The sequence below is a fragment of the Pantoea sp. X-Soil-OKNW-556 genome, from assembly GCF_059730695.1.
The window spans coordinates 3,726,464-3,751,078 of the sequence record NZ_AP035990.1 but is presented as its reverse complement, the minus strand read 5'-3'; the positions used below and the strand labels follow the sequence as shown (position 1 = coordinate 3,751,078).

The 24,615-nt window shown below is 56.1% G+C and carries 25 protein-coding genes; 12 read left to right on the top strand and 13 right to left on the bottom strand.

The window, feature by feature from the left end; translation table 11 throughout:
- Positions 1–42 precede the first annotated feature (42 nt).
- Both AC6I8T_RS17440 and AC6I8T_RS17435 read right to left on the bottom strand, forming a co-directional pair.
- The gene (locus AC6I8T_RS17440; protein ID WP_208723628.1) at positions 43–1,911 is read right to left on the bottom strand and encodes an amidohydrolase; all 1,869 of its coding nucleotides are present in this window, start codon (positions 1,909–1,911) and stop codon (positions 43–45) included.
- 18 nt (positions 1,912–1,929) lie between these two features.
- The gene (locus tag AC6I8T_RS17435) at positions 1,930–2,490 is read right to left on the bottom strand and encodes an antibiotic biosynthesis monooxygenase (protein ID WP_021183385.1); all 561 of its coding nucleotides are present in this window, start codon (positions 2,488–2,490) and stop codon (positions 1,930–1,932) included.
- Positions 2,491–2,612: 122 nt separating this feature from the next.
- Here AC6I8T_RS17435 and AC6I8T_RS17430 point away from each other — a divergent pair, with 122 nt between their 5' ends.
- Complete coding sequence (locus AC6I8T_RS17430) at positions 2,613–3,521, top strand: LysR family transcriptional regulator (RefSeq protein ID WP_208723629.1); 909 nt, start codon at positions 2,613–2,615, stop codon at positions 3,519–3,521.
- Positions 3,522–3,523: 2 nt separating this feature from the next.
- Here the strand turns inward: AC6I8T_RS17430 and AC6I8T_RS17425 are convergent, their stop codons facing one another.
- Positions 3,524–5,113: an MFS transporter gene (locus AC6I8T_RS17425; protein WP_036625608.1), complete on the bottom strand. Its 1,590-nt coding sequence runs from the start codon at positions 5,111–5,113 to the stop codon at positions 3,524–3,526.
- Between the two features lie 217 nt (positions 5,114–5,330).
- Between AC6I8T_RS17425 and AC6I8T_RS17420 the strand changes: the two genes are divergently transcribed.
- The gene (locus AC6I8T_RS17420) at positions 5,331–6,152 is read left to right on the top strand and encodes an alpha/beta fold hydrolase (RefSeq protein WP_415174922.1); all 822 of its coding nucleotides are present in this window, start codon (positions 5,331–5,333) and stop codon (positions 6,150–6,152) included.
- 102 nt (positions 6,153–6,254) lie between these two features.
- Here the strand turns inward: AC6I8T_RS17420 and treF are convergent, their stop codons facing one another.
- From treF to AC6I8T_RS17400, 4 genes are all read right to left on the bottom strand, one after another.
- The gene (gene treF / locus AC6I8T_RS17415; RefSeq protein ID WP_497834309.1) at positions 6,255–7,913 is read right to left on the bottom strand and encodes an alpha,alpha-trehalase TreF; all 1,659 of its coding nucleotides are present in this window, start codon (positions 7,911–7,913) and stop codon (positions 6,255–6,257) included.
- 360 nt (positions 7,914–8,273) lie between these two features.
- Positions 8,274–9,377, bottom strand: coding sequence for an NADH:flavin oxidoreductase/NADH oxidase (locus AC6I8T_RS17410; RefSeq protein WP_208723631.1), 1,104 nt, complete (start codon positions 9,375–9,377; stop codon positions 8,274–8,276).
- 18 nt (positions 9,378–9,395) lie between these two features.
- The gene (locus tag AC6I8T_RS17405) at positions 9,396–10,346 is read right to left on the bottom strand and encodes a zinc-binding dehydrogenase (protein WP_208723632.1); all 951 of its coding nucleotides are present in this window, start codon (positions 10,344–10,346) and stop codon (positions 9,396–9,398) included.
- Positions 10,339–10,839, bottom strand: a complete 501-nt coding sequence (locus AC6I8T_RS17400) for a lactoylglutathione lyase family protein (protein ID WP_013510426.1) — start codon at positions 10,837–10,839, stop codon at positions 10,339–10,341. The genes AC6I8T_RS17405 and AC6I8T_RS17400 overlap by 8 nt, the downstream gene beginning before the upstream one ends.
- Before the next feature lie 94 nt (positions 10,840–10,933).
- Here AC6I8T_RS17400 and AC6I8T_RS17395 point away from each other — a divergent pair, with 94 nt between their 5' ends.
- Positions 10,934–11,800 (top strand): LysR family transcriptional regulator, encoded by an 867-nt coding sequence (locus AC6I8T_RS17395; protein WP_497834182.1) that lies wholly within the window; start codon positions 10,934–10,936, stop codon positions 11,798–11,800.
- Between the two features lie 112 nt (positions 11,801–11,912).
- Here the strand turns inward: AC6I8T_RS17395 and AC6I8T_RS17390 are convergent, their stop codons facing one another.
- The gene (locus AC6I8T_RS17390) at positions 11,913–12,767 is read right to left on the bottom strand and encodes an SDR family oxidoreductase (RefSeq protein ID WP_497834181.1); all 855 of its coding nucleotides are present in this window, start codon (positions 12,765–12,767) and stop codon (positions 11,913–11,915) included.
- Between the two features lie 101 nt (positions 12,768–12,868).
- On the opposite strand from AC6I8T_RS17390, the gene AC6I8T_RS17385 reads away from it, so the two are divergent.
- The gene (locus AC6I8T_RS17385; protein ID WP_021186363.1) at positions 12,869–13,240 is read left to right on the top strand and encodes a winged helix-turn-helix transcriptional regulator; all 372 of its coding nucleotides are present in this window, start codon (positions 12,869–12,871) and stop codon (positions 13,238–13,240) included.
- Positions 13,241–13,329: 89 nt separating this feature from the next.
- Here AC6I8T_RS17385 and yghX read toward each other — a convergent pair whose 3' ends face one another.
- Positions 13,330–14,220, bottom strand: a complete 891-nt coding sequence (yghX, locus tag AC6I8T_RS17380) for a YghX family hydrolase (protein WP_021186364.1) — start codon at positions 14,218–14,220, stop codon at positions 13,330–13,332.
- A gap of 458 nt (positions 14,221–14,678) precedes the next feature.
- Between yghX and AC6I8T_RS17375 the strand changes: the two genes are divergently transcribed.
- From AC6I8T_RS17375 to AC6I8T_RS17355, 5 genes are all read left to right on the top strand, one after another.
- A complete protein-coding gene (locus AC6I8T_RS17375) occupies positions 14,679–16,091 on the top strand; it encodes a cytochrome ubiquinol oxidase subunit I (RefSeq protein ID WP_021186365.1) in 1,413 nt (470 codons plus the stop codon).
- Positions 16,092–17,096, top strand: a complete 1,005-nt coding sequence (gene cydB, locus AC6I8T_RS17370; protein ID WP_021186366.1) for a cytochrome d ubiquinol oxidase subunit II — start codon at positions 16,092–16,094, stop codon at positions 17,094–17,096.
- Position 17,097: 1 nt separating this feature from the next.
- Positions 17,098–17,244, top strand: coding sequence for a DUF2474 domain-containing protein (locus AC6I8T_RS17365; protein WP_021186367.1), 147 nt, complete (start codon positions 17,098–17,100; stop codon positions 17,242–17,244).
- 251 nt (positions 17,245–17,495) lie between these two features.
- The gene (locus AC6I8T_RS17360) at positions 17,496–18,362 is read left to right on the top strand and encodes a helix-turn-helix domain-containing protein (RefSeq protein WP_021186368.1); all 867 of its coding nucleotides are present in this window, start codon (positions 17,496–17,498) and stop codon (positions 18,360–18,362) included.
- A 177-nt stretch (positions 18,363–18,539) separates the two neighbouring features.
- The gene (locus AC6I8T_RS17355) at positions 18,540–18,749 is read left to right on the top strand and encodes a hypothetical protein (protein WP_021186369.1); all 210 of its coding nucleotides are present in this window, start codon (positions 18,540–18,542) and stop codon (positions 18,747–18,749) included.
- On the opposite strand, the gene AC6I8T_RS17350 is transcribed toward AC6I8T_RS17355, so the two are convergent.
- The 4 genes from AC6I8T_RS17350 to AC6I8T_RS17335 are packed head-to-tail and all read right to left on the bottom strand — an operon-like array spanning position 18,746 to position 22,163.
- Entirely contained in the window at positions 18,746–19,588 is an 843-nt protein-coding gene (locus AC6I8T_RS17350; protein WP_208723635.1) for a metal ABC transporter permease, read from the bottom strand. The two genes, AC6I8T_RS17355 and AC6I8T_RS17350, sit on opposite strands and share 4 nt — an antisense overlap.
- Complete coding sequence (gene sitC / locus AC6I8T_RS17345) at positions 19,582–20,442, bottom strand: metal ABC transporter permease (RefSeq protein WP_208723636.1); 861 nt, start codon at positions 20,440–20,442, stop codon at positions 19,582–19,584. Before sitC ends, AC6I8T_RS17350 begins: the two co-directional genes overlap by 7 nt.
- A gap of 2 nt (positions 20,443–20,444) precedes the next feature.
- Positions 20,445–21,266: a manganese/iron ABC transporter ATP-binding protein gene (locus AC6I8T_RS17340; protein WP_021186372.1), complete on the bottom strand. Its 822-nt coding sequence runs from the start codon at positions 21,264–21,266 to the stop codon at positions 20,445–20,447.
- Positions 21,267–21,269: 3 nt separating this feature from the next.
- Positions 21,270–22,163 (bottom strand): metal ABC transporter substrate-binding protein, encoded by an 894-nt coding sequence (locus AC6I8T_RS17335; RefSeq protein WP_369758295.1) that lies wholly within the window; start codon positions 22,161–22,163, stop codon positions 21,270–21,272.
- 382 nt (positions 22,164–22,545) lie between these two features.
- On the opposite strand from AC6I8T_RS17335, the gene AC6I8T_RS17330 reads away from it, so the two are divergent.
- The 3 genes from AC6I8T_RS17330 to AC6I8T_RS17320 are packed head-to-tail and all read left to right on the top strand — an operon-like array spanning position 22,546 to position 24,534.
- Positions 22,546–22,989 carry a GlcG/HbpS family heme-binding protein gene (locus AC6I8T_RS17330; RefSeq protein WP_497834180.1) on the top strand — a complete coding sequence of 148 codons (444 nt, stop codon included), beginning with the start codon at positions 22,546–22,548 and terminating at the stop codon, positions 22,987–22,989.
- On the top strand, positions 22,931–23,725 hold the full coding sequence (locus AC6I8T_RS17325) for an SDR family oxidoreductase (RefSeq protein ID WP_497834179.1): 795 nt from the start codon (positions 22,931–22,933) through the stop codon (positions 23,723–23,725). The genes AC6I8T_RS17330 and AC6I8T_RS17325 overlap by 59 nt, the downstream gene beginning before the upstream one ends.
- Before the next feature lie 20 nt (positions 23,726–23,745).
- Positions 23,746–24,534: a siderophore-interacting protein gene (locus AC6I8T_RS17320; protein ID WP_497834178.1), complete on the top strand. Its 789-nt coding sequence runs from the start codon at positions 23,746–23,748 to the stop codon at positions 24,532–24,534.
- Positions 24,535–24,615 lie beyond the last annotated feature (81 nt).

Genomic DNA, 24,615 nt, shown 5'->3' with positions numbered 1-24,615 from the left:
CACGATAAATCGCGCTGCTACGTCTCAAAACAGCGCACCATCTTAAAACGCAAAGCACGAGCACCCCAGCGCGCCCCAGAAGGCATTGTTATCGGACACTGGCACCGATGACTGACGCGCAACATCATGCGCATGGCTGTGCACGCCACACGGGCCGCTGCATTGATGCACTTTCGGCATCATCCCGGCGCGACCCGTTGTCTGCGGTGGGGCGCTACGATAATGACCTGGCACCGTCACCACTGGCGACCACTCCGGCAACACCGGCACCGGCGGCGGTGCCAGCGGGGTAAAGCTACCTGCCGCATACACCACAGCGCCATCAACAAGGGTCAGTACGGATTCAATTCCCTTGATCTCCTCTTCTGCCACGCTGAAGAAATCTTTCGACAGCAGCACCAAATCTGCCAGTTGGCCGACTTTGATCTCTCCTTTAGCATTTTGTTCGCTGGAGAACCAGGCGCTGCCTTTGGTCCACAGCATCAGCGCGGTTTCGCGGTCGATGCGGGCGTTATCATCATACAGTTGCATTCCGCCGACGGTGCGGCCAGAAACCAGCCAGTAAAGCGCGGTCCACGGGTTGTAACTGGCAACACGCGTTGCATCCGTACCCAGACCCACCGGGACATCGGCATCCAGCATCCGCGCTACCGGCGGCGTCTGTTTTGCGGCTTGTTTGCCATAGCGATCGACAAAATATTCCCCCTGGAACGCCATGCGGTGCTGCACCGCGATGCCGCCGCCCAACGCTTTGACGCGCTCGATATTGGCTTCGGTGATGGTTTCTGCGTGATCGAAGAACCAGTGCAGGCCGTTAAACGGAATGTCACGGTTAACTTTCTCGAACACATCCAGCATGCGACTGATCGATTCGTTGTAAGTGGCGTGCAAGCGGAACGGCCAGCGATGCTCCACCAGGTGGCGTACCACACGCTCCAGCTCATCTTCCATACCGGGTGCAAGGTCAGGGCGTGGTTCGAGGAAGTCTTCAAAATCGGCCGCCGAAAACACCAGCATTTCTCCCGCACCGTTGTGCCGCAGGAAATTGGTGCCCTGGCCCGGTTTCAGCATATCGGTCCATTTTTCAAAATCTTCCAGCTCATGGCCGGGACGCTGGGTAAACAGGTTGTAAGCGATGCGCACCGTTAGCTGCTTTTTGGCGTGCAGCTCAGAAATCACATCATAATCATCCGGGTAGTTCTGGAAACCGCCACCGGCGTCGATGGCGCTGGTCAGACCGAGGCGATTCAACTCGCGCATAAACTGACGGGTGGAGTTGACCTGCTGCTCCAGCGGCAATTTTGGCCCTTTCGCCAACGTGGCATACAGCAACATGGCGTTGGGACGGGCAATCAACATCCCGGTCGGGTTACCGTTGCTGTCGCGCTGGATTTCGCCGCCCGGCGGATTCGGCGTATCTTTGGTGTAACCCACCACCTTGAGCGCCGCACGATTCAGCAATGCACGATCATACAGGTGCAGAATAAACACCGGCGTATCCGGTGCTGCCGCGTTGATTTCATCCAGCGTCGGCATACGACGTTCGGCAAACTGGAATTCGGTCCAGCCACCCACCACGCGAACCCACTGTGGCGAGGGGGTGCGCAGTGCCTGCTCACGCAACATTCGTAGCGCATCCGCCAGTGATGGCACGCCTTCCCAGCGCAGTTCAAGATTGTAGTTCAGACCGCCGCGAATCAGGTGCAGGTGCGAGTCGTTCAGGCCGGGAATGCCGGTGTGGCCTTTAGCATCAATAAGTTGCGTATCGCTACCGGCAAAGCGCATCACCTCGGCTTCGCTGCCTACGGCAAGGAATTTGCCATCTTTAATCGCCACAGCAGTTGCCAGCGGATTGGCGCGGTCAACGGTGTGGAATTTGCCGTTGGTCAAAATCAGTGAAGCGGTGGTCATGTTTCGTCTCCTGTCAGATTATGCTTTGCGGCCAATCAGCCATTGTTTCAACACGCGGGTCAGCAGTGGCATCCACAGGAAAACCACCAAAGCCACGACGCTGGCATTATCGAGAAAGTTCCCCCACAGCGTGCCGTGGCTTACAGGCAACACCGTATTCCAGAACCAGGGGACCAGGTTGGCTGAGGGAAAAATCACCCCCAGCGTGAGTAAGTATTGTTTCCATTTGGCCGGTTTGACCTGGCCTTTTTGCGTCGGGGTAAACCAAAACGCGGCGCCGGGACGCACTTCAATATGTTCCGGTTGCGCCAGGATGGCCGGGAGTTCCTTGACCAGGTCCTGACGGGCCGGTGATTTCAGCCAGGCGTACAGCTCATCCATACCGACAAAACGAATCAGCACGGTGTAGGCGTTGTCGCCGTGGACCGGGCGCAGCACGTTCACTCCGAGGTGTCCCGGAAAGCTGGCTGCCTGCGGCATGATGGTTTCCAGCCACTTTTCATAGTCGGCCTGTTTTTCCGGCTGGATGCTGTGCGTGATCACCAGCGTGACGTGATGAGCCTGTTGTGGGTAATTCATGATGGATTCCTCGCTGGTGAAAGTGCTTGCGTCGTTGAGGAAAAAAATACGAAATGAGAGCGTTTATTGATAACGGATTGTTTTTGGGTTGTTGTTCAACAAATTTTGGGGAGGCGGTTGGAATGCGTTTAAACCTCGAGGCGCTGCTGATTCTGGATGCGCTCGATCGTCATGGCACCTTTGCCGCGGCGGCGGCACGGCTGTTTAAAACCGCGTCTGCACTCAGCTATACCGTGCAGAAGATGGAGAGCGATCTCAAAATCACGCTGCTGGATCGTTCCGGTCATCGTGCCACCTTTACGCCAACCGGGCGTCTGATGCTGGAAAAAGGCCGGACGCTGCTGCGGGCGGTGAATGAGCTGGAGCAGCAGGCGCGCTACGTGGAGAGCGGTTGGGAGAGCCAACTGGTGATCAGCGTCGATGCCTCGGTGCCGTTTAGCCTGCTGACGCCGCTGATTGATGAGTTTTACCAGCAGCATTCGCATACCCAGCTGCAATTCCGTCATGACGTACTGGCGGGGTGCTGGGAAGCGCTGCATTACGGTGAAGCGGATATCGTGTTTGGTGCGGTGCAGGAACCGGCCACGCGTAAAGAGATTGGCTGTCAGCCGTTGGGTTGGCTGGAATACGTGTTTGCCGTTGCGCCGGAGCACCCGCTGGCGTCTGCACCGGAACCGTTGTTGCGCGAGCAAATTCGTCAGTATCGTGCGGTGACGGTGCATGATTCATCACGCCACGGCGCAGGGATGGATTTGCGCGTACTGGATGAACAGAAGACCCTCAGTGTGCACGATTTTCCGTCTAAGTTGCAGGCACAGCTTGCCGGATTGGGCTGCGGTTACCTGCCGCGCTATCTGGCGGAGCCGCATTTGCGCAGTGGGGCGCTGGTGGAGCGTCAATTGGATAGCGAGTGCCGACGCGATATGGCCTATCTGGCGTGGAACGAAAGCGCCAACGGAAATGCCGCCAACTGGTGGCGTGAGCGCTTACTCACGCTACCGGGGCTGCACGACATCTACCTGCCAGCCTGAGATTAGATAGAGATATGGTGGCTGACCTGTGGCGGTTCGTCACCCTGATGATATTGCAGCACCGCCTGTTGCAGCGCCACATCGGCGCGTGAGACGCGCTGGTGTTGGCGCAGGTGCTCCTGCCATGACTCCACCAGGAACCACTCCAGCAGGGCGGTGGGGTCGTCGCTCTGCTCCATCAATCCCCAGGCATAGGCACCATCACGGCGGCGTGCGGCGGCCAGTTTGCGCATGGCGCGTTTGAAATCGGCACGATCCTCCTGCGGGACCTGATAGCGCACCTGAATCATCACCGGGCCACGATGGCCGTTCATTTCTCCGCTTACCGTCGGGTCAGCCCAGTGCTGTGCTGGTTGCAGATCCGCCTCACCGGCAGGCAGCACCAGACGTTTCAGCAGCAGGGCGGTGATCAGCAACATGCCACCAGCCAGCAGCAGCGCCTGCGCCAGCCCGATATGCTGGGCAATCAACCCCCACACCAGGCTACCGCCTGCCAGCGTACCGTTGAATACCATCAGATAGACCGCCAGACCGCGTCCACGTACCCAGTCCGGCAGCACCGCCTGCGCCACCCCGTTCAGGGTAGTGAGGGCGATAATCCAGCCAACGCCGAGCAGTACCATCAACAGCAGCGCCAGCCACTGTGCCGGGCTGATTGCCAGCGCCAGCATCACGCCCGCACTGAGCAGGGCGGAGAGCAGCAGCAGGCCATCGTTACCCATGTGCTGGCGCAGACGTGGCAACAACAAGGCCCCGCCAATCGCCCCGACACCGACCGCGCCAAGCAGCAAACCGTAGAACCCAGCGGTGCCCTGCAACATATTACGCGCCACCAGCGGCAGCAGCGCCCAGACGGCGCTGGCGAAGGCGAAGTACAACGCGGCGCGCAGCAGCACGCGGTGTAAATCGCGGCTGGCGCGCACATAACGCAGCCCGGCACGGAAGGCACCGAAGAAGTGTTCGTTAAGTTCGGTTTTGGCCTTCGCCGGACGTTTCCAGTACAGCAGCGCGGCGACCACGAAGAAGTAACTGGCGACATCTGCGCCGTAGGCCGCCATCGCGCCGAAACTGGCCAGCAGCAAACCGCCGGTGGCCGGTCCGATAGCGCGCGCGATATTTATCCCCAGTGAGTTGAGCGCCACGGCGTTTTTCAATTCATGGCGTGGCACCAACTCCGGCACAATCGCTTGCCACGCCGGACCAAACAGCGCCGCTCCGATGCCGCCGACGAAGGTCAGACCGATCAACCATTCGGTGGTCAGCCAGTTGTTGTGTGACAGTACCAGCAGGGTGCCGCTGACACTCGCCATCAATATCTGTACCGCAATCAGCAAACGGCGACGGTCAACGATATCGGACAACACACCAGCAGGCAGCGCCAGCAGAAACACTGGCAACGTGGCGGCGGTTTGCATCAGGGCGACGGCGGCAGGGTTATCCGACAGTCCGGTCACCAGCCAGGCGCTGGCGACATCCCGGATAAAGCTGCCGGTGTTGCCCAATACCGAGGCGGTCCAAATCAGGGCAAACAGCCCGTAGGCGAAGGGGGAAAAAGCGCTGCTGCGCAGGGCGTTGGTTGGGGGCTGGCTCATGGTCATTCTCCAATAAGGTTGCGATAACTGCACCTTACGAACCCTGGCCGATGGTTGATAGCGGAAAAAATCGGCCATCTTGTCCAGGCTTTTTTGACAGCTTAGAAGCGCAAAAAAGTTTGAACAAGTTGTCAAAATCTCTGCTTTAGGTTTTTCCGGCAGTGCAGGGTAGTTTGATTAGCGAGACACAACATTACTCACCTGACGGAGAAAAATTATGAGCACTTTCAAGACTAAAGACGGCGTGAACCTGTACTACAAAGATTGGGGCAAAGGCCAACCGGTACTGTTCAGCCACGGCTGGCCGCTGGATGCTGACATGTGGGACAGCCAGATGAATTTCCTGGCGGAACGTGGCTACCGGGTAATTGCCTTTGACCGCCGTGGCTTCGGTCGCTCCGAACAGCCGTGGGAAGGTTATGACTACGACACCTTTGCCGATGATATTCATGGCCTGATTGAGCATCTGCAACTCAGCGATGTCACCCTGGTGGGCTTCTCGATGGGTGGCGGCGATGTGTCGCGTTATATTGGCCGTTACGGCACCGCGAAGGTGAAAGGACTGGTGCTGCTGGGCGCAGTCACCCCCATTTTTGGTAAAACCAGCGATCACCCTGAAGGGGTGGAAAGTGCGGTATTTGATGGCATTAAAGCGGGATTGCGTCAGGATCGTGCGCAATTTATTAAAGATTTCGCGGTTCCATTTTATGGCACCAATGCCGGACAGACGGTGTCGGATGGCGTGATGATCCAGACGCTGAATATCGCGTTACTGGCTTCGCTGAAAGGTACGCTGGATTGTGTCACGGCGTTTTCTGAGACTGATTTCCGTGCCGATATCGCCAAAGTGGATGTGCCGACGCTGGTAATCCACGGCAGCAATGACCAGATTGTCCCGTTTGAAGCCACCGGTAAGCTGGTGCATGAGATGATTAAAGGGTCTGAGCTGAAGGTGTATGAGAATGGTCCGCACGGCTTTGCGGTAACGCACCAGGATCAGTTGAATGCGGATTTGTTGGCGTTTTTACAGCGCAACTAAAATCCGCGCGATAAATCGCTAAAAACTTGCGCGATGAATCGCGCCGCTACGGGATTTTGCACACATCGTGTAGCGGCGCGGTTTACCGCGCATTGTTAGATATCAATCCGCCAGTAAATGTCCGTACATCGCCAGCAGGCGACGGGTGACACCGTTAGTCCAGCCGAAGCCATCCTGTAACGGATACTCACCACCCCCACCCGGACGGGCGCGGTCGCCGCTGATGTCATACTTCTCCACCAGCTTATGATGCAGCGAATAGAAGTTCTTCACCGTGGTCAGCCAGTTCACCGCAATCTCCGTGGCCAGCGTCTCTTCGCCGTAGTTATTTAACCCGACAATTGCCATCCATTGCAGCGGTGCCCAGCCATTGGGTTTATCCCACTGCTCACCGCTTTCCACCATTGAGGTCACCAGCCCGCCCTGAGTCAACAGTAACTGACGCAATGCCACCGCCTGCAAATGTGCCTGCTCAGGCGTCGATAAGCCGAGGAACAGCGGCACCGCCGCCGCCGCCGTGAAGGCACCAAAACGTTGGCGACGCCAGTCGTAATCGCGATACACCCCGGCGGTTTTATCCCACAGATAACGATGAATCGCACGCTTACGCACTTCGGCCTTTTTCTGCCATGCCAGAGCGGTCAGCTCCTCGCCTTTGGCGTGCGACAAGGTGGAGATCATCAACTCCAGTTTGTAGAGAAACGCGTTCAGATCGACCGGGATGAACTGTGTGGTGCGAATGCTCGCCAGGCGGTGGGGATCGCGCAGCCAGCGGGAGGAGTAATCCCAGCCGGAAGCCGCTCCGGCACGCAAATCGCGGTAAACCTCATTGGCCGGACGACTTGATTTGCTGGCGGTTTCCACATCTTCAATCCAGGATTCATCACGCGGCGTGTCGCGGTCGTCCCAGTAGCGATTCAGCAACGAACCATCGGGCATACGCACCACATGGCGGTAGGCCTGATCGGGCATCAGCGATCCGGCACCGTCCATCCAGAACTGATACTCCTTCATCAGATGGTCGAGATAACGTTTCGCGCCGCGAATCCCGTCTTCTTCAAACAGCTCCACCATCAACGCAAACACAGGCGGTTGCGAGCGGCTGAGATAATAGGTGCGGTTGCCGTTGGGCACATGGCCATAGTTATCAATCAGCCAGGCGAAGTTATCCGCCATATCGCGCAGTAAGTCGTCGCGCCCACTCTCCGCCAGACCGAGCATGGTGAAGTAAGAATCCCAGTAGTAGGTCTCACCAAAGCGTCCCCCCGGCACCACATAAGGTTTCGGCAGTGGCAACAGCGACGAGTGCGGCATATGTTGTTGCGGCATTTTAGTTAACACCGGCCACAACTCATCAATATGTTCTGTCAGGGTTTTATCCGGGTTCGATACATAAAAACTTTCATGGTGCTGCGGCAGATAAAAATGATCATGCACGAACTTAGTGAGATCGAATTGGGCAGAACGTTTCCGGCGGCGATAGTGGATTAAAATATCCAGCGGATCATATTTCGGCGCACAATCGGGAAAGGTTTTGCTGTCGGCAAATATCCGCGACATTTGTACATGCTCGAAAAGCTCCAGATAACGATCGGCAGGCGTCAGCGCATCCGGGGCGGGCAGGCCTTCAATCAGCTCCGGCTCCGGCTCCGAATCCTCCATGCCTTCAAGAATTAGCTCGTGAGGATCGTATTGATACTCCAGTTCAGCATCAGTACGTTTTTCCTCGAACGCATTATTTTGCTGTTGGTTAGTATTAATAGCGGCCTCCTGGAAACTCCGGTTTATACAAAGTGCAAATTATAGATCTCTCAACCCTCAGGGCAACAATGCGAAATATCTATGAACGTAATAAATCATGTCGATTGATCGGCTATTTTGGCGATTTTTCAGCGATAACAATGCTCTATATTTCAGGAAATGAAAACAGCATTTGAAATGAAGCTATAAATAAGCAGGCAGAATTATCTGTAAATAAGAAAAACGCCATTGGCGGGCAAAATCTGGCGGGAAATATTGATCAATTGATGGCAAACGCAGCGGCAACCCGTAGCGGCGCGATTTATCGCGTGTCTTTTAAAACATGCGCGATAAATCGCGCCGCTACGGAAAGTGTAAAACTTAACCTTCACTGACCCTGTAGCGCTCCAGCCAGTGGGCATACGGTGCCGGTAGCACCCACGACGGCTCACTTTTACCCAGCGCCAGCGCAGCATGATACGGCCAGTGCGGGTTTTTCAGGTGCGCACGACCAACCATCACCAGGTCCAGTTGACCTTGTTCAATGGTGGCGTTGGCGATGTGCGGCGTATCAATACCCCAGGCGGAGGCAACCGGAATGTCAGCCTCACGGCGCACACGCTCGGCGATCGGGGCCATAAACGGGCTGCCCCAGGGAATATTGGCATCCGGGGTAGAGAAGCCCATGCTGACGCTCAACAGGTCCATGCCGTTGCTGCGCCAGTATTTGGTCAGGGTGAGGGCTTCCTGCATTGTCTCTTCGTCGCGGCCATCAAACTCCAGCACACCAAAACGTGCGGTCAGCGGCAGGTTTTCTGGCCACACGTCACGAACCGCATCAAAGGTTTCACGCAGGAAACGACTGCGGCCAAAGGCATCGCCGCCATATTCGTCAGTGCGCTGATTGGCGTGGACTGAGAAGAAACTCTGCGCCAGATAGCCGTGGGCGAAGTGCAACTCCAGCCATTCGAAACCGGCGTCACGCGCACGTTTGGCGGCACTGACGAAATCATCGCGCACGCGTTTGATGTCATCCAGCGTCATGGCTTTTGGCACGCGCGGCAGGTTGTTACCAAAGGCGATGGCCGATGGGGAGAGGGTTTCCCAGCCGTTGGCGTCGCTTTCCGCGATATGATCGTCACCTTCCCACGGCTTATTGGCGCTGGCTTTACGTCCGGCATGACCAATCTGGATGCCGGGCACCGCGCCTGCGGCTTTAATCTCCCGCGCGATACGTGCCAGTTTTTCGGCCTGGGTATCGTTCCATATCCCCAAACAGGCCGGGGTGATGCGGCCTTCTGGTGATACTGCGGTGGCTTCAACAATCACCAGACCGGCTCCGCCGCGCGCCTGGCTACTGTAATGAACGTAGTGCCATTCGTTGCTCAGACCATCAATGGCGCTGTACTGGCACATTGGTGGAATCGCGATACGGTTACGCAGCGTCACGTCTTTCAGCGTGAACGGAGAAAATAGCCCTGACATAACAACCTCTTAATATGGTTAAAGCAAAATAATCTGTTTGCCGCTGAAGTTACGATGCTGTAACGCCTGCAACTGTGCAGGTAGCTGGTCGTAAGGAAAATGCAGCAGTAACTCGCTGTGTAAGGTTCCCTGCGTGATTTGTGCCAGCATACGTTCACCTTGTTGCGTCAACGTATGCCACTGCTGCGCGTCACCATGCAGATGCAACGCGCCCAGCGCCACTTCGTGTAGCGACAACGCACGCCCGAACGGTGTGCAGGGCCACTGCTCAACCCGGCCCTGAATGCAGACCAGATGGCCGTTTGCCAGTAACAGATCGGCCAGACTGGCGGCATGTTCCGGGCTGATGGCATCAATCACGGCATAGAAACGCGTGGCATTCTGCCGGGGATCGCTGAGCGTGTGCTTCGCCCCCAGTGCTTGCAGACGTGAAAAGTGACGTTCGCTGCTTTGCGTTGTCACTTCAAATCCGCGAGCCTGCGCCAGTTGCACCAGAAAATGCCCGACGGAACCACCGGCACCGGCAATCAACAGCGGGGCACCCGGTTGTGCAGGTACTTTCTCAATCGCCTGCCAGGCGGTAAGGGCCGGGCAGGGGAAGGCGGCAGCGGTGGCAAAATCGATGGCGTCCGGGACGCGCATCAACACCTGAGCGGCGATCGGGGTGAATTCGGCAAAACTGCCAGGACGTTGCAGGCTTTGGTGATAAGCCACGCGCGTACCAAGCCAGCGTTGATCGACCTCCGGGCCAATCGCCACCACGGTACCTGCGCCATCCACGCCGGGCACCTTGCCGATTTGGCTGCCGAGCACCTTCCAGTCCACCGGATTGAGGCCAATCGCTGCGTTCTGTACCAGTACATCGCCGGGTGCTAAAGGGGCGGTCGTCAGATAACGATCCTGTAAATCATTCGGCGTGTTGCCGCCTTGCCATACCCAGCCGCGCCAGTCGTCAGGCAGGTTAAACATAAGCACCTGCCGAGTAGGTCAGCTCGTAGCTGTGGCTGTAGATCTCAATGATGTTGCCGAATGGATCTTCCATATACACCATGCGGTACGGCTTCTCGCCGGGGAAATATTCACGCACCGGCATACGCTGTTTGCCGCCAGCGGCGACGATTTTCGCTGCCAGACCTTCAACATCCGGGTCCTGGACGCAGAAATGGAACACGCCGGTTTTCCAGTATTCGAAGTTGTTCTCTGGTTTTTCCGCCGCTTTAAATTCGAAGATTTCTACCCCAACGCGATCGCCCGTGGAGAGATGCGCGATGCGGAATTTCTCCCAGCCACCGCCAAATACGTCACTGCACATCACGCCAATCGCGGAATCATCTTCCTGAATTTCGGTCGGCGGCATAATCAGGTACCAGCCCATCACTTCGGTATAAAACTTGACGGCCGCGTCGAGGTCGGTGACCGACAGGCCAATATGGGAAAAGGTACGCGGGTAAGGAGCAGTCATCTGCGTTCTCCATTTGTCGAAAAGATCTACAGGCTACTGCGCAACAAGTATAATGAAAACAGTGATTCAGTTATGGGTTTTATAAAATTTCATTATGTTCAATCCACAGTGGTTAAAATCATTCGCCATGCTGGCGGAATTTGGGAGTTTTACTGACAGCGCGGATCGGCTGGGGATTACCCAGGCGGCGGTAAGTCAGCACATCCGCCATCTGGAGCAGCAACTGGGGCCGTTGATCCTGCGCAGCAAACGCCCGCTGGAGCTGACACCCGCCGGACTGGCGCTGCTGGATTATTGTCAGGAAGTGGATCGCGCTCAGCGCCATCTGACGCTGCGTTTAAGCGAAGAGGATCTGACCTGTGGCGAAGTCAGCCTGATTTCACCGGGCAGCATCGGTCTGCGCCTCTACCCGCTGCTGCTGGAACTTCAGCAACAGTACCCGGATCTCAGTATTCGGCATCGTTTTGCACCGGATAGTGAGGTGATAGATGCGGTGCTGCATAACCGCTACGAAATGGGGCTGGTGACGCAAAAGCCGGATGATAAACGGCTGGTGGCGGAGAAATTCGCCGAGGAGCCGCTGGAGTTGGTGGTGCCCGCCGGGGTGAAGATCCATAGCTGGGCGGATCTGGAAACGCTGGGTTATATCGATCATCCTGATGGTCAGGCGATGGCGACGCGTTTGCTAAGCCGCCGTTTTCCCGGCAATCCGGGAGTACGGAATTTGCCGCAGCGAGGTTTCAGTAATCAGATCAGTTTGATCCTTGAACCGGTGGCGCTTGGGTTGGGGTTTGCGGTGATCCCACAATCGGCGCGGCTGGCGTTTGCCCGTCAGGATGCGATTCAGGTAGAGCGTTGCGGCGTGTCGCTGGTGGATACCATTTGGTTGATCCATCGCGCCGAATGGCCGCTGTCAGGGCGTGCGCAGCAGGCACTGCGCTGGCTGGAGGGTAAGGTGTGATGGCCCTCACCCTAACCCTCTCCCGCAAGCGGGAGAGGCGATGCATTGGCATATTGCACATCTCCTTCTCCCGCTTGCGGGAGAAGGCCGGGATGAGGGCAACAGCCAGCACCTATTTCGCTAACGCCGCCTTGATGACTTCCGCGTAAGCGGTGGTCGGACGCCCAATCAGCTGACTCAGGGTTTTGCTGTTATCAAACAATCCACCCTGTGCAGCACCGGCATCTGAATCCGCCAGCATCTCTGCCAGGCCGTCCGGCAAGCCCGCACCTTTCAGCGCTGCGGCGAAGTCAGCCTGCGGCAGGTTGACATAATCCACCTTCTCGCCGGACTGCTTAGCAATTTCTGCCGCGAATGCTGCCAGGGTATAGCTGTCGTCACCTGCCAGCTCATAGATTTTACCCGCCTGATCGTCACGGCTGATCACTTCCGCTGCCGCTGCCGCGTAGTCAGCACGCGCGGCCGAGGCGATGCGGCCTTCACCTACCGAACCGATAAACGCATGATGCGCCAGTGCCGGTGGGATGCTGGCAGCATAGTTTTCGGTGTACCAGCCGTTGCGCAGCAGCGCGAACGGAATGCCGGAAGCCTTGAGCTGCGCTTCGGTGGCTCTGTGCTCGACACCAAGACCCAGCGGCGTGGTATCCGCATGCAGCAGGCTGGTATAGGCAATAAAACCCACGCCAGCCGCTTTGGCCGCGTCAATCACCGCTTTGTGCTGAGCTTCTCGCTGTCCCACTTCGCTGGAGGAAATCAGCAACAGTTTGTCGACACCGGCAAAGGCCGTTTTCAGCGTCTCTGGCTGGCTGTAATCCGCGGTACGCAGCGTCACGCCCACCGCAGCCAGATCGGCAGCCTTCTCTGGCGAGCGAACGGCGGCAATCACTTCACTGGCCGGGACTTTTTTCAGTAACGCGTCAATCACTAAACGGCCAAGCTGACCGGTGGCACCTGTAATCGCAATCATGTTGTTCTCCTTCAGTTTGAACTGGTATGCCATCAGGTTAGGAGATAAACTAACTTTTAGTAAGTACTTACAGATTTGTTAGTTTGAAGGGATGACATTAAATGTCTGAAAACCTGAGTGAAAAATTTAGTCGTGGTGAATTGCTTAACGTGAATTGCCCGTCGCGTGAGGTGCTGAAACGCATTACCAGCCGCTGGAGCGTGCTGGTGCTGCTGGCGCTACGTGAGGAAACCCTGCGTTTTAGCGAACTGCGACGCAGGATTGGTGGTGTCAGCGAACGCATGCTGGCACAGACGCTGCGCTATATGGAAGAAGATGGCTTTGTGCAACGCATTGCCTATGACGTGGTGCCGCCGCATGTGGAGTATCACCTCACGGAACTCGGACGTGAGGTGGAAGGACAGGTGATTGGTCTGGCTGACTGGCTGGAAAGCAACCTGCACCGGATTCTGGATGTGCGTGACAATGTCTGATGAGCGTAGCGGCGCGATTTATCGCGCGGTTCCGTGCGTGGTGCCAGAAAAATCCGCGCGATAAATCGCGCCACTACGTGCGGAATGAGTTAACCGTGCAAATATTTTTCAAACCATCCTAATGTGCGGCTCCACGCCAACTCGGCTGCCGCCTTGTCGTAACGCGGTGTCGAATCATTATGGAAACCGTGGTTCACGCCGGGATAAATGTACGCCTCATACACTTTATGATTGGCTTTCAATGCGGCTTCATAAGCCGGCCAGCCCTCATTGATACCTTTATCCAGCTCAGCGTAATGCAGCAGCAGCGGGGCCTGAATGCGCGGGACATCCTCCGCCTTCGGCTGGCGGCCATAAAACGGCACCGCGCAGGCCAGTTCCGGGAAGGCCACGGCGGCGGCGTTGGCGACCCCGCCGCCATAACAAAAACCGGTGATGCCGACTTTGCCGGTGCCCGCTTCGTGGTGCATCAGAAAATCTACCGCCGCGAAGAAATCATTCATCAGCTTGACCGGATCGATCTTCGCCTGCATCGCTTTGCCTTCTTCATCGTTGCCCGGATAGCCCCCCACTGAACTCAGGCCATCAGGGGCCAGCGCGATATAGCCCGCTTTTGCTACGCGGCGCGCCACGTCTTCGATATAGGGGTTCAGGCCGCGGTTCTCATGCACCACCACCACCGCAGGCACTTTGCCACTGGTTTTCGCCGGACGCACCAGATAACCGCGCACTTCGCCGTGGCCTTGTGGCGATGGATAGTGGATGTATTCGGGGACAATGTCGGGATCGGTAAATTCTACCTGCTGCGCCAGCGCATAGTTCGGGCTCATCGCGCTGAGCAGCGCCGCGCCCGTCATCCCGGCGATGGTGAACTTCGCGGCCAGCGCGATGAACTCGCGTTTGCTGATTTTGCCGTGGGCGTAGTAGTCGTAAAGCTCCAGCAGTTCCTGCGGAAAATCCTGTGCGGTAAGACGTGTCATAACCTCTCCTTCGCTGATTAACCAGATGGTATTGCCGCTCTAACAAAGCACAGCTTTTAACATCTGGCAAATCGCATGCCGCAGAGGGTTAACTGCATGGATGTGAATAGACGGTTTATTTTTGGCGTTTTAATTAGCGGCGAGCAGATCAGCCGCGGGTGAATTTGTACCAGAAATTAACTAATTCCCTCGTTTCGATAAATAATAAATAAAACAACACCTTCACCATGAATAACAATATTTGTCTTTAATTCAGTTGGATAGCGTTTTTGCAGCGCAATGATCATAATCAAAAAATACTGTTATAGTTTTATCAATCCTCACTGTTTATTTTTGTTCGAATCACTTCCTTTTACAGTGGACCGCCTTTTCTTTAGCGGCCACTAAATAAATTCGTGGCGCTTTGTTTGTTAATTATAAGTAAAAACCTGGTGCAATATGCGGCAAAGAGGTAAGCAATGTTCGGATTAGATGCTTTTCACCTGGCAAGGATACAGTTCGCGTTTACTGTCTCCTTTCATATCATTTTCCCGGCCATCACCATCGGTCTTGCCAGCTTTTTGGCGGTGCTGGAAGGTTTGTGGCTGAAATCCCGTAACGAAACCTATCGCGATCTCTACCATTTCTGGTCCAAAGTCTTTGCTGTCAACTTCGGTATGGGCGTGGTTTCTGGCCTGGTGATGGCGTATCAGTTTGGTACTAACTGGAGCGGCTTTTCACAGTTTGCGGGGAGCATCACCGGCCCGTTGCTGACCTATGAAGTCTTGACCGCCTTCTTCCTTGAAGCCGGTTTTCTCGGTGTGATGTTGTTCGGCTGGAACCGAGTCGGCCCGGGCCTGCACTTCTTTGCCACCTGCATGGTGGCGCTGGGCACCATCATCTCTACCTTCTGGATTCTGGCGTCCAACAGTTGGATGCATACCCCACAGGGTTACATCATTGAGAACGGTATCGTGGTGCCGCAGGATTGGTTGAAAATCGTTTTCAACCCCTCATTCCCGTATCGTTTGCTGCATATGTCGACAGCAGCGTTCCTCGCCAGCGCCTTTTTTGTCGGGGCATCAGCGGCATGGCATCTGTTGAAAGGGAATGACAACCCGGCCATTCGCAAGATGTTTTCTATGGCGCTGTGGATGGCGCTGATCGTTTCGCCGATTCAGGCGATGATCGGTGACGCGCACGGTCTGAACACCCTTGAACATCAGCCAGCGAAAATAGCGGCGATTGAAGGACACTGGGAAAATCCGCCAGGTGAAGCCACCCCGTTGATTTTGTTCGGTATTCCGGATATGGAGCAGGAGCGCACCAAATACGCGCTGGAAATCCCTTATCTCGGTAGCCTGATTCTGACCCACAGCCTCGATAAACAGGTTCCGGCACTGAAGTCGTTCCCGAAAGAAGATCGGCCAAATTCCACCGTGGTCTTCTGGTCGTTCCGCGTGATGGTGGCGCTGGGCTTGCTGATGATCACCCTTGGCGTGGTCAGCCTGTGGCTACGTTTCAAAGGCCGCCTGTATCAGTCGCGCCCATTCCTGTGGTTTGCGCTGCTAATGGGACCCTCGGGACTGCTGGCGATTCTGGCGGGCTGGTTCACCACAGAAATTGGCCGTCAGCCGTGGGTGGTGTACGGCGTGCAGCGCACTATTGATGCGGTTTCCGCCCACGGTGACCTGCATATGAGCATCAGCCTGTTGGCGTTTATCCTCGTGTACAGCTCGGTATTCGGTGTGGGCTATGTCTACATGATGCGTCTGATAAAGCAGGGGCCGAAAGTCGGTGAAGGTCACGATGTGAATCCGGGTGGTCCGGGTCAGAGCAACACCCCGGCACGTCCACTGTCTGCCGTATCTCATCAGGAAGGAGAACGCTAAATGATCGATTTTTCAATTATCTGGTTTGCGATCATCGTCTTCGCCATCCTGATGTATATCGTGATGGATGGCTTTGATCTCGGTATCGGTTTGCTGTTCCCGTTCAACAAAGATGCGGTTGAACGCGACATGATGGTCAATACCGTGGCCCCGGTCTGGGACGGCAACGAAACCTGGTTGATCCTCGGCGGTGCCGGGCTGTACGGGGCCTTCCCGCTGGCCTACTCGGTGATTGCCGACGCGTTAACCATCCCGCTGACGGTGATGCTGATTGGCCTGATTTTCCGTGGCGTGGCGTTCGAATTCCGCTTCAAAGCAACCGAATCACACCGTCCTTTCTGGGACAAAGCCTTTATCGGCGGTTCGATTCTCGCCACCTTCAGCCAGGGCGTATCTGTCGGTGCCATCATCAACGGCTTTCCGGTCAGTGGCCGTACCTTCGCGGGTGGCCCCCTGGACTGGCTGGCACCGTTCCCGCTGTTCTGCGGTGTTGGTCTGGTGGTGGCGTATGCGTTGCTTGGCTGTACCTGGCTGATTATGAAAACCGAGCACGACCTGCATCGTAAGATGTCAGCGCTGGCAACACCGCTGGTAATCGCCTTACTGGTGATTGTCGGCATTATTAGCCTGTGGACGCCGTTCAGCCATCAAGCCATTGCACAACGCTGGTTCAGCCTGCCAAATCTGTTCTGGTTCCTGCCGGTTCCGGTATTGGTGCTGGTGTGTGCATGGGGCATTGTGCGGGGCATCAAACGCGAAGCACACTACAGTCCGTTCCTGCTGACGTTGCTGCTTATTTTCCTCGGCTTTTCCGGCCTGGGGATAAGCGTGTGGCCCTATATCATTCCGCCTTCCATCACCCTGTGGCAGGCAGCATCTCCGGCGATCAGCCAGGCATTTATGCTGGTGGGGGGGCTGCTGATTATCCCGGTGATCCTGATGTATACCTTCTGGAGCTACTACGTGTTCCGGGGAAAAGTGAAAGCCAACGAAGGATATCATTGATATGTCAGGACACACTGAAGTGAAAGCACCACTCTGGAAGCGGGTGATGTGGCTGGTGATTATTTACGCTGCAAGCGTGCTGGCACTCGGTGTGGTGGCATCGCTGTTTCGTATGATGATGACGGCCGCGGGGATGCGCTCGCATTGATCAAAAATGTAGCGGCGTGATTTATCGCGCGTTTTTTTCTGACATCGCGCACGAAATTGCGCGAGAAATCGCGCCGCTACGTGATCTGCGTCAGCATTCATTGCTGGTGAAAATATTAGCGAACTAAGCAATTAATGCTTTTCCCGTTGCGCTTTCTTTACCCTTCCTTACATTAGCAATACATTTTTGTTATATTTGTGTGACCGAATACGCAATTCTGCGTCTCCATTTCCTTTCGATCATCACAGAAAATGCTCAGCCTGACTCTGAAAAAACAGTACATCAACGATTTGGTGGACTGGATTGAAGCGAACCTGACCGACGAACTCAACATCGATCTGATTAGCCTGAAATCCGGTTATTCCAAATGGCACATGCAGCGCATGTTCAAAGAAATGACCGGACAAACGCTGGCGTCGTACACCCGCAAGCGTCGTCTGACCATGTCAGCGATGGCGCTGCGCCTGACGCGTATGCCGTTGATTGATATCGCCGTGCGTTTTGGTTTTGATAACCAACAGAATTTCACCCGCGTGTTCAAAAACCATTTCTCGCTGACCCCGGGTGCATATCGCCGCATTCCGGAACTTCAGTTAAAGGATTTCCACAGTCGCATCCCCACGCAGCATCGCTGGGTTGACGTGCGGCTGGCGGAGAAGCCCGAGTTGCGCCTGTGCGGTGAAGTGATTGAGTGGGAATGTCGTTTTGGGGAGTACATCCACGATCATGGTGATGTGGTCGCCCAACATGCGCGCGATTTCGTGGCTTTTGCCGGACAGCATGTGAACAAAGGCTGGCTCGGTTTTCAGTTCAGTCCGGGGGAAGGCTCCGCCGACCAGCAACATATCAGCCTGTTTCAGGCGCTGGAAAGCCAGCATGGTGATGTGCTGCCGGGTAATGCGGTGAACTGGACCGGTGAAAGTGGTTTGTATGCGGAAATTGACTGGCAGGGTACGCCGGAGCAGATCAACGCCTTTACCGCCGATATGTACTATATCCATCTACCGGCGTTGGGCGTTGCCCGTCGTGAGGGCAAGGATCTGCTACGTCTTGATCTGAAAAACAGCACCCCGGATCTGTTAACCGGCACCTTCTTCATTCCGGTTAGTGCCGGATAATGCATAATTCGTGCGGTGAACTGTGATAAACCGCACGATTTTATAAAATACTTCCCATAACCGGCGTAAAATTCTCCATCGAAACCTGATCCCCCGCGTAAAACCCTGACGCCCCCGAATCAGGCTGAATAATCACCTGCATTCCTGGTCCAGCCCGGACCACTAAAGAGAAGAAAAATGATGCGACTTTTACCGTTGTTCCTTGTGACAGCGCTGACCGCGTTTTCGGCTATTGCCGGCGCTCAGCTCTCTGAACCATTCTCACCGCCAGCCGGTTTGCATCCGCACCAGAGCTGCCAACAGCATGAGATTTCCGGTGATAACCCGTTACCGCAAAATAATGGCGGCATGCTGGAGTGTGGTCACAACGACGCGCTGCAAAACTAAGTTTGTAGCGTCTGACGTTCAGCCCGCCGCGCCAGCAAGCTGGCACGGATAAACGCGACGATAAACACCGCGGAAAATAACACCACGATGGTGGGCGCAGGTGCGCTATCCAGATAAAACGACAGATACACCCCGCTAAGCGAAACCAGCACCGCCACCGTCACCGCCGCCATCAGCGCGTGTGAAAAGCGTTGCGTCAGCAGCAAGGCAATTGCCCCCGGCGCAATCAGCAACGACACCGACAAAATAATGCCCACCGCCTTCATGGTGGCGACGATGGTCAGCGCGACCATGCACAGCAGGCCGTAATGTAACCAGCCGGTGCGCAAGCCGCTGGCCTGTGCCTGTTGTTGATCGAAGCAGAACAATAAAAAATCCCGCCACTTCACCGCCATGATCAGCAAAATCACCGCTGCGATAAGCGTGGTTTGCACCATGTCGCCGGGGGTGATGCCCAACATATCGCCGAACAGGATATGATCCAGATGGACTTCCGGTTTGGTGGCGATATACAGAATCAACCCGACCGCGAACATCCCGGAAAACACAATGCCCATCACCGTATCCTGCTTGATGCGGCTGTTGTCCTTCAGGTAGCCGCTGGCGACAGCGCAAAATACGCCGGCAACAAAAGCGCCCAGCGCCAGTGGCAGACCGAGTATCCACGCCAGCACAATCCCCGGAAACACCGCATGACTCATGGCATCGCCCATCAAGGCCCAGCCTTTCAGCACCAGAAACACGGATAACAACGCGCAGGGAATTGCCACCACCAGCGCAATCAACAAGGCCTGATTCATAAAGGCAAACTGGAAAGGTTCCAGCAGCAGCGTCAGCATGGGATATCCTCCTGATGCGCGCGGGCGCGGCGGCGTTGCGCCAGCAGCCCCTGCTGCGGAGCAAAGACAAATGCCAGCAAAAACAACAGCGTTTGCGCCACTACGATGATGCCGCCGGTGGCACCGTCAAGATAATAGCTGGCCCAGGCACCAAGAAAACTGGTGACGCTGCCGATAGCCACGGCGATAGCCAGCAGGCGCGGGAAGCGATCGGTCAACAGCCAGGCGGTAGCCCCCGGTGTCACCACCAGGCAGATCACCAGAAATGCGCCGACAGTTTGTAGCGCTGCCACGGTGGAGAGCGCCAGCAGGGTGAAAAACAGCAGCTTCAACCGTTGTGGATTGAGGCCGATGGCGCGCGCATGGTTCTCATCAAAAAAGGTCACCAGCAGATCTTTCCATTTGAAAAACAGCACGCAAATGGAGACTGCGCCAATCAGCGTCAGTTGCAGGATATCGGCGGGAGCGATGGCGAGAATGTTACCTAATACAATGGTTTGGATATTCACCGCTGTCGGATTTAGCGACACCATAAACAGCCCGAGGCCGAAGAACGAGGAGAAAATCAGACCGATAATCGCATCCTCTTTTAAGCGAGTACGCTGGTTGAGAAACAACATGCTGCCCGCGGCCAATCCTCCCGAGAGAAAGGCACCGAGGGCGAAGGGTAAACCGAGCATATATGCGCCTGCCACGCCGGGCACAATCGAGTGCGACAACGCATCGCCAATCAGCGACCAACCTTTCAGCATCAGGTAGCAGGAGAGAAAAGCGCATATCCCGCCGACCAGTGCCGATACCCACATGGCGTTCAGCATGTATTGGTAGGTAAAGGGTTCCATCAGCCATTGCATAGTCAGGCCCTCTCACTGCCTGGCGGCAGATGTGACACAAACGGCCGTTCATCATCGGTGATGATGCGGTCTTCCGAGCCGTTCAGCACCACATGGCGCAGCACCCCGCTAAAGGCACGTTCGAGATTTTCCGCCGTGAAGGTGGTGGCAGTTGGGCCGCTTGCCAGTACCGTGCCTTTCACCATCACCGTGTAGTCACAGAATTCGGTAACGGAACCGAGGTTATGGGTCGATACCAGCATGGTTTTGCCCTCGTCTCGCAGCTCACCCAGCAGGCTGATGATCTTCGCCTCCGTCTGCACATCCACCCCGGTGAAAGGTTCATCCAGCAGGATGACTTCTCCCTGCTGTGCTATCGCGCGTGCCAGAAACACGCGTTTTTTCTGCCCACCGGACAGCTCGCCAATCTGGCGTTGGCGAAAGGCCAGCATATCAACCCGTTCCAGAGCGGCATTGACGATGGCGTGATCGTGCTCTTTGGCGATACGCAGCATCCCCATATGGCCATAACGCCCCATCATCACCACGTCTTCGACCAGCACCGGAAAGGACCAGTCAACCTCTTCGGCCTGGGGCACGTAGGCGACCAGATTGCGCCGCAGCGCCTGGCGCGTCGGCATGCCGAGAATGCGGATTTCTCCCTGTGCCAGGCGCACAAAGCCCATCACCGCTTTGAACAGCGTTGATTTGCCGGAACCGTTAACCCCGACCAGGGCAGCGATCGAGCCGCCTGGTACGTTAAAATTGGCCTCACGCAGCGCCGTGTGTCCGTTACGGTAAGTGACGCTGACCCCGGAAGCGCTAATCGCTGGCAGCTTTGTCATGGATTACTCCTTCAAACCGTCTTTGATGCCCTGCACCAGGGTGCGGGTGGTGACGTTGAGCAGGTCGAGATAGGTCGGCACCGGGCCATCAGGGCCGCTCAGCGAGTCGACATACAACACGCCGCCATAATGCGCGCCGGTTTCGCGTGCCACCTGACGTGCCGCTTTATCGGATACCGTGCTTTCACTGAACACGGCGGGGATCTGATCCGCACGCACGCGGTCAATCACCCGACGTACCTGCTGTGGTGTGCCTTGCGAATCGGCATTAATCGGCCACAGATAGAGTTCTTTCAGCCCCAGATCGCGCGCCAGATAGGAAAATGCACCTTCGCTCGACACCAGCCAGCGTTTGTTTTCCGGCAGTTGTGCCACCTGCTGACGCAGTGGTTGCAGCGTATCAGTGATTTTTTGTTTGTAAGCGGCGGCGTTGCGCTGATAGATCGCCGCATTGTCTGGATCGTATTTCACCAGCGCATCGCGAATATTATCGACGTAAATCAGCGCGTTATCGGGTGACATCCAGGCGTGAGGATTCGGTTTGCCGTTGTACGGGCCTTCGGTGATGCCCATCGGTGTCACGCCCTGGGTGACGATAACCTCGGGCACATCTTTTAAGTGCTGATAAAAACGACGGAACCACAGTTCGAGGTTCATCCCGTTGGCGAGAATCAGCTGAGCACCCTGCGCGCGTTTGATATCGCCTGGCGTCGGCTGGTATTCATGAATTTCTGCCCCCGGTTTGGTGATGGAACTTACCTCTGCGGCATCCCCGGCGACGTTTTTCGCCATATCGGCGATCACCGTAAAGGTGGTGATGACCTTCAGTTTTTCGCGGGCGTAAGCGCCGGGGTTGAACAACGTGCTCAGCAGCGCGCCGAGCACGATTCCTTTCATCATTTTCATACCGTCAGTCCCGAAGTGATTGAAAATCGATCTGATATAGCAATTGCTATACTTTATAGCAGTTGCTAATGAAATGAGAAAGGTCTGGTGTGTAAAGCTGTGTATGCGCTGGCGTAGCGGAGTAAATAGGTTGCACTTCTCCTTCTCCCGCTGGCGGGAGAAGGCCGGGATGAGGGAATCTGGCTGCACTAAATTTCGTGCGATAAATCGCGCCGCTACGGATAGCTGGATATATCTGCGTACGTAGATAGCATTTTTCGGCATTGCGCTTAAGATATATCATAACTATTCTGTCCTGCGTCAGATGAGAATGAGTTTCGCTTTCATATTTGATTCATGCGCGGGCTTCTGACGCCCGACGCGAGGCAAAATAATGGAAAAAAAACCTGAATCGACCAGCGCAGGGCTGGCCCGGACCTATCACTCGATTTCGCTGGCGGCGGCACGTACCGTTATCTCGGCAGCACTGGAAACCGCTGCACAGCATGACTGGCATATCAGCGTAGCGGTGGTGGATCGCGCCGGTGAGTTGGTCAGTCTTGACCGCAGCGATGCGGCAATTGGCATCAGCCCAAGTGTCGCGCAGGGTAAAGCGCGGACTGCCGCGTTGCTGCGCGCTCCTTCGAAAGAGTTTGAAAGCTTTATCAACAGCGGCAGCCCGAGTTTTCTTGCCACACCGGGTGTGACGCCGCTGGAAGGCGGCATTCCGCTGTGGTTGCACGGCGAGGTGATTGGCGCGGTAGGCGTGAGCGGGGCACATGGCGCGAACGATTCGCTGGTGGCTGAACTGGCGGCTGAAGCGCTGGCTGCATTCTGAGGAGCAGGGAATGGCATCATTACAGGCTAAACATCTGGTGGTGGTTGGCGGCAGCTCCGGCATTGGCTGGCAGGTGGCTCAACTGGCGGCAGCGCAGGGGGCGCAACTGACCCTTCTCGGTCGCAATGCCGAACGTCTGGCACAGGCGCAAGCCACGCTGACGCAGCAGGGCGCTCAGGTAGCGACGCTGGTGGTCGATGCACACGATCATGACGCACTGCGCAGTGCGTTTAAACAGCTCACTGCCTTCGATCATCTGGTTTCGATGGTCGGCGATGCGATGGGCGGTGGTTTCCTTAGCGCCGATATGGCGCTGATTGAGAAAGTGATTTACTCAAAATTCCTCACCAATGTGCTGATTGGCAAACTGGCGGCAGAAAAAGTGCGGGCAGGTGGTTCTCTGACCTTCACCGCCGGTACCGGCGGCCGCGCTCAGGATGCCTGCGCCAGTTATGTGGGTAATCAGGGCATTGTGTCGCTGGCGCAGGGCCTGGCGGTGGAGCTGGCACCCAAAGCGCGCGTCAATTGTGTCGCCCCTACCTGGACGGTGACGCCGTTCTGGCGACAGCAGGCGGCGGAGCAGGTGGAACAAACCCGGCAGCACTTTGCTGAGATCATTCCGCTGGGACGCACCGCTGAGATTGATGAACTCGCCAGCGCTTATCTGTTCTTAATACAAAACGACTTTATTACCGGACAACAAATTGCGGTGGACGGCGGCATTATGCTCGGCTGATCCTCGCAGGGAGATATGACTTGAGAAAACAGACCTCTTCGGCCAACCCACGCGCACCCCGTCGCGTACGCAATGAACTGCGTTTTCGCCACATTACCGTAGCGAGCAAAACACGCATTGCCGGACAATTTTGGCGTATCGTTTTTACCGGCAGCGATTTGGCCGGTTTTAACTCGCCTTCTTATGATGACCACATCAAAGTGTTCTTCCCGGAGCCGGGTAGCGCGCTGACACTGCCGACCATGACCGACGAAGGTGTGGTGTGGCCTGCTGGCGTACGTCCGGCCGCGCGTGATTACACCCCGCTGGAATTTAACGGTGTCGATTCGCTAACCCTCGATTTCTATATCCACGATGGCGGCGTCGCCAGTAGCTGGGCTAACGACGCGCAGCCGGGCGATCAGTTGGCGATGGGTGGCCCGCGTGGTTCCTGTGTGGTCCCGGTTGATTATGACTGCCAGGTTTATGTCTTTGATGAGACCGGTCTGCCCGCTATCAAACGCCGTCTGGCGGAAGTTGAGGCGCAGGAGGTGCATCTGCTGGCGTTTGTTGATGAGGCCACCGGGCGTGATTATCTGGGCGATCGCGACGGTGTGAATATTAGCTGGCTGGGCAGCGGCACCATGCAGAGCGATAACCTCGGCGCGCTGATTGCAAAGCTGGATCAGATCTCCATCCCCAGCGAGGAATACTTTATCTGGCTGACCGGGGAAGGTGAGGCGGTGAAACTGCTGAGCGATTACTTTACCCAGCGTCGCGGTGCAGATACCGATTTTGTTCGCGCTGTCGCCTACTGGCATCAGAAATAACCGACTCTTGCCCGTCCAGTTGCCGCCTGTGTTGAATTTTGCCAGGCGGCAGACTACTATCAACCTCCCTTAACCGACCCC